Source organism: Streptomyces sp. CWNU-52B (assembly GCF_047444975.1).
Lineage (GTDB): Bacteria > Actinomycetota > Actinomycetes > Streptomycetales > Streptomycetaceae > Streptomyces.
Genome location: NZ_JBLFJV010000020.1, coordinates 54,658 through 68,011, shown reverse-complemented (window position 1 = coordinate 68,011; position 13,354 = coordinate 54,658). Strand labels below are relative to the sequence as shown.

Genomic DNA, 13,354 nt, shown 5'->3' with positions numbered 1-13,354 from the left:
GCTCGTGAGGATCTGGTCCGGAGGGCGGCACACGGCGACGGCGTACGCGCGGGCGGTCACTGCCCCCGACGCTCCACCCAGGGTTCCCACGCCGCCCGGCTCTGCATACCCGGCGCCCACATCCCACCGCCCCGGTAGGGGCCCGCGCCGACCCCGACCGCCGCTCGGCCGCACCTCACATGTCCGCGCCCCGACGGGCGGGACAGACACACAGCAGTCACCGACGGCGAGCCGCCGAGCCTGACTTGCCGTATCGCCATCGGAGCGCCGGCACGGCCTCCGGTGCGCAGGACGTCCGGCGGGACACGGCCGGACGCGCGTCCCGCGTCAGGGCCCGAGCCTTCCCAGCCCGGCGCCCCGCTCCATGACGCCTGGAAAAAACACCTGAAACTGGCGAACATCCGACGAAAAACCTACGAAAGGTTCACACATCGTGCGGGAATACTACGACGTCGTCATCATGGGCGGTGGCCCGGCCGGCTCCACCCTCGGCGCCCTGCTCGCTCAGCGCACCGGCCTGCGCACGGCGATCTTCGACAAGGAGGTCTTCCCCCGCGAGCACATAGGTGAGTCCTTCGCCCACCCTGTCGTCCCTGCCCTGCAGGAGAGCGGTGCGCTGGCCAAGGTCCTCGCCAGCCCCTGCTGGGTGAAGAAGTTCGGCGGTGTCTACGCCTGGGACCCGAAGCAGCCCAGTGTCGCCCTCTTCGACCAGGGGCCGTTCGAGCAGGACGGCGTGCACCGCTGGACGATGCACGTCGACCGGGCCGAGTTCGACCACATCCTGCTGAACCACGCCGCCGACGTCGGTGTGGAGGTCTTCCAGGGCGTCGCCGTCACCGCCTACGAGCCCGACTCCCTGGGCGGCGTGGTCCGCCTCGCCGACGGCACCGAGGTGCGCGCCGCGTACTTCGTCGACGCCTCGGGACGGCAGAGCAACGTCTCCAGTGCGCGCAACAAGCGCGGCTGGCTCTCCAACTTCAAGAACATCGCCATCTGGCAGCACTTCACGAACTGCGACCAGACCCAGAACCTCGACACCGACTGGAACATCTTCACCGCGGACAACCTTTCACCCATCGGCTGCTTCGCCTTCCGCGACGGCTGGTGCTGGTACATCCCCGTACCGAAAGTCATCAACGGCAAGCGTGTCCTCACCCACTCCATCGGCATCGTCACCAACCCGGCCGTCCTCAAGGAGACCGGGCACGACTTCACCGACCAGAAGACCTTCCTCGACACCGTGCGCCAGGTCCCCTACCTGAAGGACCTGATCACCGACGCCGTGCCCGTGGCCGACGGCATGCTCACCGCCACCAACTACTCGCGCGTCAGCGAGGAGTTCGCGGACTACGGCGAGCGGCACCTCCTGGTGGGCGACGCCGCCTTCTTCGTCGACCCGCTCTTCTCGTCCGGGGTCGCCGTCGCCCTCACCCAGGCCTCGGCCGCAGCGTTGCTGCTGCAGAAGACGGCCGAGGGCAGCCTCAGCGAGACCGACCAGCGCCACTTGTGGAAGGACTACAACGACAAGTGGCACGGCACCGCCGAGACGTTCGCCCTGATGATCGACCAGTGGTACCACGCCATCGCGAAGAACAACCCCGACAGCACCTACTGGAACACCCGCGGTACCGGAGCCGACCTCGGCATCCGCGAGCAGACCTTCGACGCCCTGCTCAACACCGCTTTCCAGCCCGCCCTGCTGGAGGTCATGACACACGGCAGCCGCAAGGTCGAGGACCTGGACGCGGCCGGCCCCTACCTGGCCGCCACCGCGCTGGCCGACCCGGCGGACCTCACCGACTCGGCCGTCATCACACTGGCTCCCACCACGGCGGTCCGCGACAGCGTCACCCTGCTCGTGCCGGGCTTCAAGGCCACCAACCCACCCGCGAACGTCCAGCTCCCTCCCGTCGTCCTGGCGGGCATGACGGACTACTGGCGCAACCCCCTCACCAACAGCAGCTCGGCGCCGTCACCGCTGCGCGCCACGATGCCGTGCAAGAGGATCTACTCCACGGACGACCCGCACGGCACGACCATCGACGCCGATGTCCGCAGGGACGGCGTGGACGAACTGTGGGAGCTGCTGCAGAGCGGTCCTCTCAAGTTCGGGGAGATCGCCGGCCGTCTCACCCCGGCCCAGACCCGCCTCGTCAAGCGCATGTGTGTGGGCGGCTTCCTCCAGGTGACCGCCGACGCCGCCGCCGGCAACGACGACGCCACGGTCTGAGCCCCGGTCACGCCACCGCCCCGGTGCCCGAACTCCCGGGCACCGGGGCCCTCCCACGCCCGGCCGACATGACACGGCTCGTGGAACCGAACGTGCCGCCACCGGTCGACGGGTGCGGTGAGCAGGTGCCGCGACAGGTACCGACGGGCTCCGACTGGTTTCGCATGTCGCCGAAGGAGTGCCTGGACGGTCCGGCCGAACCGTCCAGGCGTGTGGTCGCCTCGTGGGTGACCCCCGCCGGCAGACCCGGCCCAGCAGCCGTCAGCGATCCGCCCAACGGGCCGCTTCGACCGCCCAGTAGGTGAGGATCAGGTCGGCACCGGCCCGGCGGACGGACGTGAGCGACTCCCTGATGGCCCGCTCCCTGTCGATCCAGCCGTGCGCCGCGGCGGCCTCGACCATCGCGTACTCCCCCGAGACCTGATAGGCGGCCACCGGGACTCCGGCGTGGTCGGCCAGGGTCCGTACGACGTCGAGGTAGGACATCGCCGGTTTCACCATGACCATGTCCGCGCCCTGCTCCTCGTCCAGGGCCAGCGCCCGGAGCGCTCCGGTGCGGTCACGCGGGTCCATCTGGTAGGTGTTGCGGTCGCCGCCGTGCAGATCGCACTCCACCGCGTCGCGGAACGGGCCGTAGAAGGCCGAGGCGTACTTGGCGGTGTACGCCAGGATCGCCACCTCGCTGTGTCCCGCGTCGTCCAACGCCGCGCGGATCGCGCCCACCTGGCCGTCCATCATTCCGCTCGGGCCGACACAGTGGACGCCCGCCTGCGCGTGCGACACCGCCATGGCCGCGTAGCGCCGCACCGTCGCGTCGTTGTCGACCCGGCCGTCGGCGGTGAGGAGGCCGCAGTGGCCGTGGTCGGTGAACTCGTCGAGGCACACGTCGCTCATCACGACCGCACCGTCACCGACTTCGCCGACCGTTTCACGGATCGCACGCTGGAGGATGCCGTTCGGGTCCAGCGCCTTCGACCCGACAGGGTCCTTGTGCTCGGGGACGGCGAAGAGCATCAGGCCGCCCACCCCGGCGTCCACCGCCTCCCGAGCCGCCTTGCGCAGTGACGGCAGCGTGTGCTGGACCACGCCGGGCATCGACTCGATCGGCCGGGGTTCGGCGATGCCCTCTCTGACGAACAGCGGAAGGATCAACTGCCCGGGATGCCACCGGGTCTCCGCGACGAGATCGCGCAGAGCCGCGGTGCGGCGCAGCCGGCGGGGCCGGACCGTGCGGCCGGCCGAGGTGACGTCCGTGGCGTCCGATGTCGCCGGATTCCTGTTCATCGCTCGGCGTCCTTGCCCTCGTGGCCCTCTTCGGACGGTTCCTCCGCGAACAGATCTTCTGCGGACGGTTCTTCCGTGGACGATTCCTCCGCGGACTCGTGCTCCCTGCGCAGCGCCACGGCCAGCTCCCGGCCCGCGACGGCGGCGCCGTACGGTTCGGCGGGCGCCGTACCGGCGCGGAAGGTGCGCCGGCGGGCGGTGGCCGAGGTGATCACGGCACACAGCGTGAGACTCGGCCTGGCCGGTGAGCCGGTGAGCCGGGCGTGGGCGCCGACGGGCGCACTGCACCCGGCGTCGAGCTCCGCCAGCACCGCCCGCTCGGCCGCGACGGCCGCCCTGCTCACCGGGTCGTCCAACGTGCCGAGCAGCCACGCGAGTCCCGTGTCCGCCGACCGGCACTCCACGGCGAGCGCACCCTGCGCGGGAGCCGGTACGAACCGGTCGGGGGCGAACAGCTCCGCCGCCTCGTCGAGCCGCCCGAGCCGTGCAAGACCCGCGGCGGCGAGCACCACACCGTCCAGCTCACCGCTGCGCACCTTGCCCAGCCGGGTGTCCACGTTGCCCCGCAGGGCCACGACCTCCAGATCGGGGCGCAACGCGGCCAACTGGCCCGCCCTGCGAGGGGATCCGGTCCCGATGCGGGCCCCGACGGCCAGCCGGTCCAGGGTGCTCCCGTCGGCCGTGACCAGGGCGTCGCGCGGGTCCTCTCGAACCGGCACGGCGGCGATCACGATGCCGTCGGGCGGCGCGGTCGGCAGATCCTTGTAGGAGTGGACGGCGAAGTCGATCTCCTTGGCGAGCAACGCGGCCCGTACCGCCTGTACGAAGACACCGGTGCTGCCCATCTCCGTGACGGCCGCGGTGCTGGTGTCGCCGTCCGTGGTGATGCCGACCGTCTCGGACACGGCGCCGGTCACCCGGCTGAGGGACCGTGCGAAGGAGGCCGACTGGGCCAGGGCGAGGGCGCTGCGCCGGGTTCCCATGCGCAGCGCCCGGACGGGGACACCGACCGCGGTCGCGGTGCCCGAAGTCACCGAGGGCCTGGGGGTCATTGCGCGCCACCTCCGTTCTTGGGCTCCTGCAGCGCCGGCGGTTCCGGCGCGCCGAACAGGTCGTGCAGGACGGCGACGTAGGCGTGTCCGCCCGGTTCGGAGACCATCTCCCGCACCCGCACCGTGGGGCGGTGGATGAGCTTCTCGGCGATACGGCGGGCGGTCTGCTCGACCTCGCCCCGGACCCGTTCGGTCAGTGCCGGGGCCCGTCCGAGCAGCCGGTCGACCTCCGCGTCCGCGACGGACAGCGCGTTCTCACGCATCGCCACGATGAGCGGAGTCACCCGGTCCACCCGTCGGCCGGCCAGGAACGCCGCGGTCTCCTCGGCCACGACGCGGTGCGCCTCCTCCACCGGCACCTGGGCCGAGGCCTCCTTCAGCCGAGCCTCCAGGCCGGCCAGGTCGATCAGGTGGACACCCGGTCGCCGCGACACCGCCGGGTCGATGTTGCGGGGCAGCGACAGGTCCACGAGGACGGCCGGGCCGCCGGGCCGCTCGCCCCGGGCCGCCGTGACCAGTTCCCCGGTGATGACCGCTTCCCTGGCGCCGGTGGCCGCGATGACGATGCCGGCCCGGGAGAGCAGCGCGGGCAGCTCGTCGAGGGCCGCCGCCCGGACCCGGTGGCGCTCCGCGATCCTGCGGGCCGGCTCCGGGCCGCGGTTGACGACGGTGATGTCGTCGACACCGGCCCGTTTGAGCGCCGCCACGGCGAGCGCGCCGAGCGATCCGGCGCCGACGACCAGGGCCTGGCTGCCGGTGAGCGGGCCCATGACGTCCGTCGCCGCTTCCAGGGCGACGGTGACCAGGCCGGAGGCCGACCGGCCGATGCCCGTCGTGCTCTCCACCCGCTTCCCGGTGCGCAGGGCGTGCTGGAACAGGTCGTGCAGCACGGGCCCGGTGGAGCGGTGCTCGGATGCGAGGTTGTAGGCCGCGCGCACCTGTCCGCGTATCTGTGACTCGCCGACCGCCACCGAGTCCAGGCCGCAGACGACCCGGAGGAGATGGCCGACCGCGTCGCCGCCCTGCCGGGTGTACAGCACGCCGCGTACGTCGTCCGTGAGGGTGCCGGTGACCGCGCTCAGCGCTTCGACGGCCTCCTCGACGGCGGGGCCCGGATGCCCGGTCTCCAGGTAGACCTCGGTGCGGTTGCAGGTCGCCAGTACGACGGTCTCGGTGGTGGTCGCGGACCGGGCCAGCCGGTCGAGCAGCCCTGCGGCCTCAGGCGACGTCAGCACGAACCGTTCCAGCACCGGATGTGCGGCCGTGCGGTGGCTCACCCCCAGAACCAGTGTGGTCATCGTCCGGCCTCGACAGGTTCGGCGGCCAGCCAGTCGCGCGGCCGCAGGAACTCCGCGAGCCGTTCCTCCTCGCTGTCCGGTTCCGGCCTGAAGTCGAAGCTCCACGACGCCAGTGGGGGCAGCGACATCAAGATGGCCTCGGTGTTCCCGCGGGTCTGCAGCCCGAACTGGGTGCCGCGGTCGTGGATGAGGTTGAACTCCACATAGCGTCCGCGGCGCAGCAGTTGCCAGTGTCGCTCGCGCTCGCCGTACGGGGTGTGCGCGCGCCGCCGCACGATCGGCAGGTAGCCGGTCACCAGGGAGTTCAGGCCGCGCTCCACGAGAGCGAAGGCACGGTCCCAGCCGCCCGGTCCGTCGGGATGCAGATGGTCGAAGAAGATGCCGCCCACGCCCCGGGTCTCCTGCCGGTGCGGCAGGAAGAAGTACTCGTCGCAGGTCTTCTTCGCCTGCGGGTAGAAGGCGGGGTCGAAGCCGTCGCAGCATTCCTTGAGTGTCCGGTGCAGGTGCCGGGCGTCCTCCTCGAATCCGTACGAGGGCGTCATGTCCGCGCCGCCGCCGAACCACCAGGTGCGGCCCTCGTCGACCTCGAAGTAGCGGAAGTTCGCGTGGAAGGCGGGCACCCACGGGTTGAACGGGTGCAGGACGGTGGACAGGCCGGTGGCGAAGAAGCCGGTGTCAGGGTCGATGTCGTGCTTCTTGCTGATCGCCGGGGGGATCCTGGTACCCCGTACGGCGGAGACGTTGACCCCCGCCCGTTCGAACACGGCCCCGTCTTCGAGGATGCGGGCCCAGCCACCGCCGCCCCCGGGTCGCTCCCAGTCGTGGGGGCGGAAGCGGGCCGCGCCGTCACAGGCCGCGAAGGCCGTGGTGAGTTCGGCCTGGGCGCGCCGCATCAGCGTCAGCACCTTGTCGCGATACGTCATTCGGACACCTTCTTGTCGCTTTCCCTGTCACCTTCCGCGTGCCGGTCGAAGGCGTGCACGGTCTCGATGAGGCGCTGGACGTGGTCCACGGGTGTGTCCGGGCGGATCCCGTGGCCGAGGTTGAAGACGTGGGCTCCGCCGAGTCCCTGCCGCAGGACCTCCTGAGCCCGGACCAGCATGGCCTCGGGCCGGGTACCGAGCGCGGCGGGGTCGAGATTCCCCTGGAGCGTCCTGCCGGGCAGCGCGGCGCGGGCCGCGGACAGCGGCGTGCGCCAGTCGACGCCGATGACTTCGGCCGGCAGGCCGGCGATCGAGCCGAGCAGATGGTGGGAGCCGACCGCGAAGTAGACGCGCGGCACCGTGAGGTCCGCCAGGCCGGTCAGCACCCGCCGCACGTACGGCAGCCCGAACTCGTCGTAGACCTCGGGCGCGTGCAGTCCGGCCCAGGTGTCGAACAGTTGCACCGTCTGCACACCGGCCGTGATCTGCATCCGCAGGTAGTCGACGGTGACCTCGGTGAGCCGGTCGAGCAGCAGGTGGGCGGCTGCGGGCTGATCGTGCAGCCAGGCCCGGAAGCCGTGGTGGCCGTCGCCGGAGCCGCCGCCGTCGACCAGGTAGGTGGCCAGTGTCAGCGGTGCCCCCGCGAACCCGATCAGCGGGACCGGGCACTGCTCGCGGACAGCGCGGACGGCGGCGGCGACGAAGGGTGCGGTGCCGTCCGGTCCCGGCACCCGCAGACGCTGCACGTCGGCGACGGTCCGTACCGGTTGTGCGACGACCGGTCCCGGGGCGAATTCGATCTCCACGCCCATGTCCGCGAGGGGCGTCATGATATCGCTGAATAAGATCGCCGCGTCCAGCGGAAAGCGCCGGATGGGCAGCATGGTGATCTCGGCCGCGACTTCGGGATTGCGGCACATCTCCCAGAACCCGTACCGCTTCTTGATGGCGATGTATTCAGGGAGATATCTGCCCGCTTGGCGCATGATCCAGATTGGCGCTCGATGGGTGTCCTTGCCATGTACAGCGTCTAGAAAAACACTCATGCCGGGCCCCCGACCCTCATGAATTGATCGACGATATATCGACCTTAGACAGTCTGTAAGGGGGCTTGTTTGGTGTCAAGGGCGAGCCTAGGATCATGCCGATTGGGGGTGGAACGTAAATGGAGGAAGAGAATCCAAATCCAACCGGAATCGTGATGTTGAATCTCGGGGGACCGCGTTCTCCACATGAGGTCGGCCCGTTTCTTCACAAGCTCTTCGCAGATCGGGAGATCATTCAGCTCCCGCTGCAGAGCGCCCTCGGACCGCTGATCGCGCGCATGCGCACACCACGACTGAAAAAGGTGTACGCGGAGATCGGCGGCGGCTCACCGCTGTACGACTGGACCGTCCGACAGGGCGACGGCATGGTCAAACGGCTCGACACACTGTGCCCCGAGACCGCACCACACCGCTTCTACCTGGGCTTTCGCTATACCGAGCCCACGAGCGAACAGGCCCTGACGCAGATGGCCGCGGACGGGGTGCGGCGCGCCGTCGCCTTCTCGCAGTACCCGCAGTACTCCTGCTCGACGACCGGTTCGAGCCTGCACGACTTGTGGGCCGCCACCCGGCGGCTGAATCTGTCGGACGCTTTCCAATGGAGCGTGATCGACCGCTGGTCGGATCATCCGGCATTCGTGCAGGCCATGGCGTCAAAAGTACGCGAGGGGCTGGCTGATTTCCCGGAGTCGGAGCGCGATAACGTGGTCCTGCTCTTCAGCGCGCACTCCCTCCCACAACGCGTGATCAATAGGGGCGACCCCTATCTCCAGGAAGTGGCGGGCACGATCCGCGATATCGTACGCGAGCTGGGGGAAACCCACGAATACGCCCTTTCCTTCCAGGCGGACGTCGGCCCTGTCGCATGGCAGGGGCCAAATACGGAGTCCATGATTCAGGCCCTGGGGAAACAGGGTCGCCACAATGTCCTGATAGTGGGAATCGTTTTCACTACGGACCATCTCGATACGCTGTCGGAGATAGACATCGAGTTCGCGCGGACCGCGCGAAAGGCCGGCGTCTCCCGCTTCCGGCGAGCCCCGGCGCCCAACGACGACCCACTCTTCCTGGACGCTCTCGCGCGGGTCGTCGCCGATCACCTGCGCTCCGGCAGGGACTGCGGCCGGCAGTTCACGCTCCCCTGCGCCGGCTGTACCGACCGGGCGTGCCGCGAGATCCTCAATCCCGTCCACGGCTATCGGCAGCCGACGCTGCCCGAGGTGCCGTGACCGGCGGACGCCCGCACGTCGCCGTCATCGGCGGCGGCGTCACCGGGCTGACCACCGCCTTCGAACTGCTCGCCGGGCGGCCCGCGTTGGACGTCACCGTGTTCGAGGCCGCCTCCTCGGCGGGCGGGAAGATCGCCTCTCACCGGGCACACGGCTACACCGTCGACCTCGGCCCCAACGGCTTCGTCGACAACGGCACCGACACCCGCACCCTCGCCGAGGCCGTGGGTCTCGGCGACCGCCTCCTGCCCGCGTCGGACAGCGCCAGGGAGCGCTTCGTCCTGCGCGGCGGACGGCTGGTGCCGTTGCCGCACGGCCCGGCGTCGTTCCTCACGACGCCGCTTCTCACGCCGGTCGCCAAGGCCAGAGTGCTCGCCGAACCACTGCTCGGCCGGGCGTCCGGCGAGGAGAGCGTGCACGGGTTCCTGACCCGGCGGTTCGGGCGGGGGGCCGCCGCGGCACTGGCGGCACCACTGGTGCACGGCGTCACCGGCGGCGATCCACGGGCCATCAGTCTGGATGCCGCCTTTCCCAGGATCAGGGCGCTCGAACGTCAGCAGCGCAGCCTGCTGCTGACGCTGCTGCGCAACCAGTGGCGCGTCGCCACCGGACGCGCCGCCTCGACGCGGCCCCGGCTGACCAGCTTCTCGGACGGCGGGATGCGGGTGCTGGTGGACGGCCTCGTGCGCGCCCTCGGCGAGCACCTGCGCACCGGGCAGCGCGTCACCGGTCTGGAGCGGGACCCGGCGTCCGGCGGCGGCTGGCTGCTCGGCACTGCGCCGGGCGGCCCGGTCCGTGCCGACCAGGTCGTGGTGGCCGTTCCCGCCCCGGCCGCGGCCCGGCTCCTGAGGCCGCACCTGCCGGGCGCGGCCGCCGCCCTGGACTCCGTACGGCATGCTCCGGTACGCGTCCTCTCGCTCGGTTACCGGCGCCGCGATCTGGCCACCGTGCCCCACGGGTTCGGCCATCTGCGGCTCGCGGCCGAACCCACCCGGATCCTGGGAGCGGTCCACAGCTCGGCCGTCTTCCCCGACAGCGCACCGCGGGACGGTGTCCTGCTCCGGGCCTTCGCGGGCGGTGCCGAGGACCCGGACTTCACCTCCTTGTCCACCGCCGACGCCATCCGGGCGGCCCACCACCTCTTCACGACGCTGTTCGGTCCGGCCGGAGAGCCGGAGTTCCACCACGACCACGTCTGGGGTGAGGGCATCCCGCAGTACGGCATCGGCCATCAGGCCCGTATGCGTGAGGTGTTGGACGGGGCAGCCGAACTGCCGGGCCTGCACGTGGCGGGCAGCTCCTACCACGGCATCGCGGTCAACGACTGCGTACGCGATGCCCGCCGCGCGGCGGCCGCGGTGCTCGCCGCGGCCGGCATGGCACCCGGGCCGTCCGTCCGTACGACCTCTGGAGATGTTGCATGACAGGAGAGAGCGCGCCACGCGGCCCTGAGGCCGCCGGCACCGTCACCGACAAGGACAAGGACGACAACAGCGCGGGCAAGGACCAGGACAAGCGGGAGCGGACCCGGCAGATGCTCCGGGAGCGGCTGCGGCGCTATCTCGAACTCGAGGCCGAGCGCGGTCCGGAGGAAGCGAGAGAGGTCCTGCTCGACGGCTATCCCCAGCGCCAGGCCGCCCGGATGGGACCACTGATCAGCTCATGCTCGCTGGCCGAGGGGTTCGGCAAGGCGCTGCCCCTCTTCGAGGCCATGGGCTTCCTCGAAGAGGCGGTCGACATCTCCACGGAGCGCGAGGACGTCGTCATGGAGGTGTGCCGCACCTGCATGTGCCTGGCCGCCGCACGAGAACTCGGCACCGAGCCGCGCCCCGTCCTGTGCGAGCTCGACTTCGAAGCGACCCGCCGTGCCTTCCCTGAGATGTCGGCCGAGAGTCTGCGCAGGCAGACCGACGGGCACCACGTCTGTGTGTTCCGTTACGCGCGCCCCCGCGAAGACCGCGCCTCGCCGGCCTACACCGGCCCGGACGCCGGCGCCGACGGGTCCGGCTGACACAGACCCGACTCGACCAGGAGCGACAGATCGGCGGCGAGGGTCTCCACCGGCACGTCACCCCTCAGCACCTGCTCGCGGACGCCCGCCAGCATGTACATGAGGAATGCGGCGTGCCGGTCGGGACTCACCCGCTCGTCGAAGACACCCGCGCTGCGACCGCTGTCCAGGATCTCGGAGAGCAGCACGCGCAGCCGGTCGGTGTGCGCCGTCATCTGGCTCCGGATGGCCGGGCTGATACCCAGCGCCTGGAGCTGAAGGGCCGCCGAGCGCCGCTCCGGCTGGGCGAAGTAGTCCAGGTGCGCCACGAGGAAGACCTTCAACCGGGCCCGCGGGTTTCTCGCCTGGGCCAGCCGTGCCTGCAAGTGGCCGTAGAACCGGTCGACTTCCTCGCCGACCACCGACAACAGGACGTGTTCGACGTCCTTGAAGTAGTTGTAGGCGGTGGCCCGGGACACCCCGGCCCGTTCAGCGATCTTCGACATGGTGGTGCCGGCCAGCCCGTACTCGCCCGCGATCTGGACCGCGGCCCGGCCGATGGCAGCCCGCAACCGCTCCTTGTGCTCGGCGACCACCTGGTCCCAGTCGGAGCCGGCCACACCGGGATCCCTGTCGACTCGGTCGGAGTCCATCGCACCTCTTAGACACTCTGCCCAAGGACTGTCGTCGGGTCTAACATCTTGCTTGTCCGTAGCTCGCTCAGCCTAAGCCCAAGACGGTGCGGTCGTGCGAAGAGAAGCAGATACGGGGCACCGAGCACGGCTGTCGCTCTGGCTCCGGGTGGCCGGACGGGCGCTCCTCGCCGGTGTTCTGAGTCCTCTTCAGTCCAGACGACGGACGCGCCGTGCGGGGGCTCGTCCCGGCGGACGGGTCCCCGCAGACGCGTTACGCGGCGCACTGCGCCCGCCGCCCGGTACCGACGCCCACGCAGGCAAGCAGGCAAAGGAGCTGACACCGGTCATGAGCGAGGAAGTTGTCGCACAGCGCCCCGCAGTCACGCGCACAGCCTGGATCCGGCTCGCCGTGTGCACGGCGATCGCCGCCCTGCTCCAGGCCGACGGCACCATCATCGCCGTGGCGCTGCCCTCGGTGGGTTCGGCGTTCGAGGTCACGGCGCAGACGGCGTCCTGGCTGCTGACGGCCTACTTCGCGACGTACGCGATCGGGCTCTTTCCCGGCGGCCGGCTGGTGGACAGGTTCGGCCCCGGGCAGGTCGCGGTGGCCGGGCTCACGCTGTTCTGCGTCGGCACCCTGCTGGGGGCCCTCGCCGACTCGTTCGGCCTGCTGGCCGGCTCCCGGGTGATCCAGGGTGCGGGAGCCGGCCTCGCCTCCCCGGCCGCGCTCGTCGGCGCGGTGTCGGGCTTCCCGGCGGAGCGCCGGGGTACCGCGCTGGGCATCTGGGGCGCCGCCTCGGGCCTGTCCAACCTGGTGGGCCCCCTGCTGGGCGGCGCGCTCACCGAGACATGGGGGTGGCGCGCCAACTGGTGGGCGCTGCTGCCGCTGGCCCTGCTGACGGTCGCTTCCGTGCTGCGATGGGTGCCCCGGACCGCTGCCGCCGTGCCGGACGTGCCCGCGGAGCGGCCCCCGGGGCCGGCCGAGCGCCCGGTGATGACCACGGTCCACGCGGCCTCCTCGGCCGCCGCCCTCACCTTCGCCATGATGATCGGGACGTTCTTCGCGGTCGAGCAGTACCTCCAGCACGCCGCGGGGTACGGCGCGCTGGCGGCAGCGTCCGCTCCCATGCTGGTGGCGCTGTGCATCGGCGCCGCCGGCCCGGTGGCGGGCCGGCTCACCGACCGGTTCGGCGACCGTGTGCCCGCGCTCGCCGGATTTCTCGCCTGCGCCGTCGCCTTCGCCATCTACGCCCTGCCGTTCTCACCGCTGCACGGGCTCGCGCTGCTGCCGGGCGGCGTGCTGCTCGGCGCCGGGCTCGGTCTGCTGTTCCCCTCGACCTCCCGAGCGGCGCTGAACTCCACGCCGGAGTCGCTGCACGGGCGCGCCTCGGCGCAGTTGTCGTTCGGACGGCTGGCCGGCGCGGCCGCCGGGGCGACACTGGCCGGGCTCGCGTTCCGCGACGGTGTGACGGCGGACCATCTCCACACGGCACTGGCCGGCTGCGCCGTGCTGTCCGTGCTGGGCGTCGCCCTGGTCGCGCTGCGGTTCCCCGGCGCGACGGACGGGAAGCACGAGAAGCACCCCGGACGCCCCGGACGCTGAGCGGACGGTCAGGCGTTCAAGTGCGGTTCTTCAGCAGTTGAACACCGTCACCGGCACATCAAAG

Annotated in this window: 11 protein-coding genes; 5 read left to right on the top strand and 6 right to left on the bottom strand. The window is 71.0% G+C overall.

The window, feature by feature from the left end; genetic code table 11:
- Positions 1-433 precede the first annotated feature (433 nt).
- Positions 434-2,230, top strand: coding sequence for an NAD(P)/FAD-dependent oxidoreductase (locus tag ACLVWQ_RS20740; protein WP_414110488.1), 1,797 nt, complete (start codon positions 434-436; stop codon positions 2,228-2,230).
- Positions 2,231-2,491: 261 nt separating this feature from the next.
- Here the strand turns inward: ACLVWQ_RS20740 and hemB are convergent, their stop codons facing one another.
- Genes hemB through hemE form a run of 5 tightly spaced genes read right to left on the bottom strand, consistent with a single transcriptional unit; the run spans position 2,492 to position 7,833 of the window.
- Positions 2,492-3,514, bottom strand: a complete 1,023-nt coding sequence (gene hemB / locus ACLVWQ_RS20735; protein WP_414110486.1) for a porphobilinogen synthase — start codon at positions 3,512-3,514, stop codon at positions 2,492-2,494.
- On the bottom strand, positions 3,511-4,566 hold the full coding sequence (hemC, locus tag ACLVWQ_RS20730; protein WP_414110484.1) for a hydroxymethylbilane synthase: 1,056 nt from the start codon (positions 4,564-4,566) through the stop codon (positions 3,511-3,513). Before hemC ends, hemB begins: the two co-directional genes overlap by 4 nt.
- Positions 4,563-5,864 carry a glutamyl-tRNA reductase gene (gene hemA / locus ACLVWQ_RS20725; RefSeq protein ID WP_414110482.1) on the bottom strand — a complete coding sequence of 434 codons (1,302 nt, stop codon included), beginning with the start codon at positions 5,862-5,864 and terminating at the stop codon, positions 4,563-4,565. The genes hemC and hemA overlap by 4 nt, the downstream gene beginning before the upstream one ends.
- Positions 5,861-6,787 carry an oxygen-dependent coproporphyrinogen oxidase gene (gene hemF / locus ACLVWQ_RS20720; protein WP_414110481.1) on the bottom strand — a complete coding sequence of 309 codons (927 nt, stop codon included), beginning with the start codon at positions 6,785-6,787 and terminating at the stop codon, positions 5,861-5,863. Before hemF ends, hemA begins: the two co-directional genes overlap by 4 nt.
- Entirely contained in the window at positions 6,784-7,833 is a 1,050-nt protein-coding gene (gene hemE / locus ACLVWQ_RS20715; protein ID WP_414110480.1) for a uroporphyrinogen decarboxylase, read from the bottom strand. The genes hemF and hemE overlap by 4 nt, the downstream gene beginning before the upstream one ends.
- Positions 7,834-7,952: 119 nt before the next feature.
- Between hemE and hemH the strand changes: the two genes are divergently transcribed.
- Genes hemH through ACLVWQ_RS20700 form a run of 3 tightly spaced genes read left to right on the top strand, consistent with a single transcriptional unit; the run spans position 7,953 to position 11,073 of the window.
- Positions 7,953-9,062 carry a ferrochelatase gene (gene hemH / locus ACLVWQ_RS20710; protein WP_414110478.1) on the top strand — a complete coding sequence of 370 codons (1,110 nt, stop codon included), beginning with the start codon at positions 7,953-7,955 and terminating at the stop codon, positions 9,060-9,062.
- Entirely contained in the window at positions 9,059-10,486 is a 1,428-nt protein-coding gene (gene hemG / locus ACLVWQ_RS20705; RefSeq protein WP_414110477.1) for a protoporphyrinogen oxidase, read from the top strand. The genes hemH and hemG overlap by 4 nt, the downstream gene beginning before the upstream one ends.
- Positions 10,483-11,073 carry a hypothetical protein gene (locus tag ACLVWQ_RS20700; protein ID WP_414110475.1) on the top strand — a complete coding sequence of 197 codons (591 nt, stop codon included), beginning with the start codon at positions 10,483-10,485 and terminating at the stop codon, positions 11,071-11,073. The genes hemG and ACLVWQ_RS20700 overlap by 4 nt, the downstream gene beginning before the upstream one ends.
- Here ACLVWQ_RS20700 and ACLVWQ_RS20695 read toward each other — a convergent pair.
- Positions 11,034-11,705, bottom strand: a complete 672-nt coding sequence (locus ACLVWQ_RS20695) for a TetR/AcrR family transcriptional regulator (RefSeq protein ID WP_414110474.1) — start codon at positions 11,703-11,705, stop codon at positions 11,034-11,036. The genes ACLVWQ_RS20700 and ACLVWQ_RS20695 overlap by 40 nt on opposite strands.
- A 328-nt stretch (positions 11,706-12,033) precedes the next feature.
- On the opposite strand from ACLVWQ_RS20695, the gene ACLVWQ_RS20690 reads away from it, so the two are divergent.
- Positions 12,034-13,290 carry an MFS transporter gene (locus ACLVWQ_RS20690; protein ID WP_414110473.1) on the top strand — a complete coding sequence of 419 codons (1,257 nt, stop codon included), beginning with the start codon at positions 12,034-12,036 and terminating at the stop codon, positions 13,288-13,290.
- Positions 13,291-13,354 lie beyond the last annotated feature (64 nt).

What these genes read in the sequence shown, in the direction of transcription:
- hemF (WP_414110481.1), bottom strand. Translation starts at nt 6,787, where the DNA reads ATGACGTATCGCGACAAGGTGCTGACGCTGATGCGGCGCGCCCAGGCC.
- hemA (WP_414110482.1), bottom strand. Translation starts at nt 5,864, where the DNA reads ATGACCACACTGGTTCTGGGGGTGAGCCACCGCACGGCCGCACATCCG.
- ACLVWQ_RS20695 (WP_414110474.1), bottom strand. Translation starts at nt 11,705, where the DNA reads ATGGACTCCGACCGAGTCGACAGGGATCCCGGTGTGGCCGGCTCCGAC.
- hemH (WP_414110478.1), top strand. Translation starts at nt 7,953, where the DNA reads ATGGAGGAAGAGAATCCAAATCCAACCGGAATCGTGATGTTGAATCTC.
- hemE (WP_414110480.1), bottom strand. Translation starts at nt 7,833, where the DNA reads ATGAGTGTTTTTCTAGACGCTGTACATGGCAAGGACACCCATCGAGCG.
- hemC (WP_414110484.1), bottom strand. Translation starts at nt 4,566, where the DNA reads ATGACCCCCAGGCCCTCGGTGACTTCGGGCACCGCGACCGCGGTCGGT.
- ACLVWQ_RS20690 (WP_414110473.1), top strand. Translation starts at nt 12,034, where the DNA reads ATGAGCGAGGAAGTTGTCGCACAGCGCCCCGCAGTCACGCGCACAGCC.
- ACLVWQ_RS20700 (WP_414110475.1), top strand. Translation starts at nt 10,483, where the DNA reads ATGACAGGAGAGAGCGCGCCACGCGGCCCTGAGGCCGCCGGCACCGTC.
- hemB (WP_414110486.1), bottom strand. Translation starts at nt 3,514, where the DNA reads ATGAACAGGAATCCGGCGACATCGGACGCCACGGACGTCACCTCGGCC.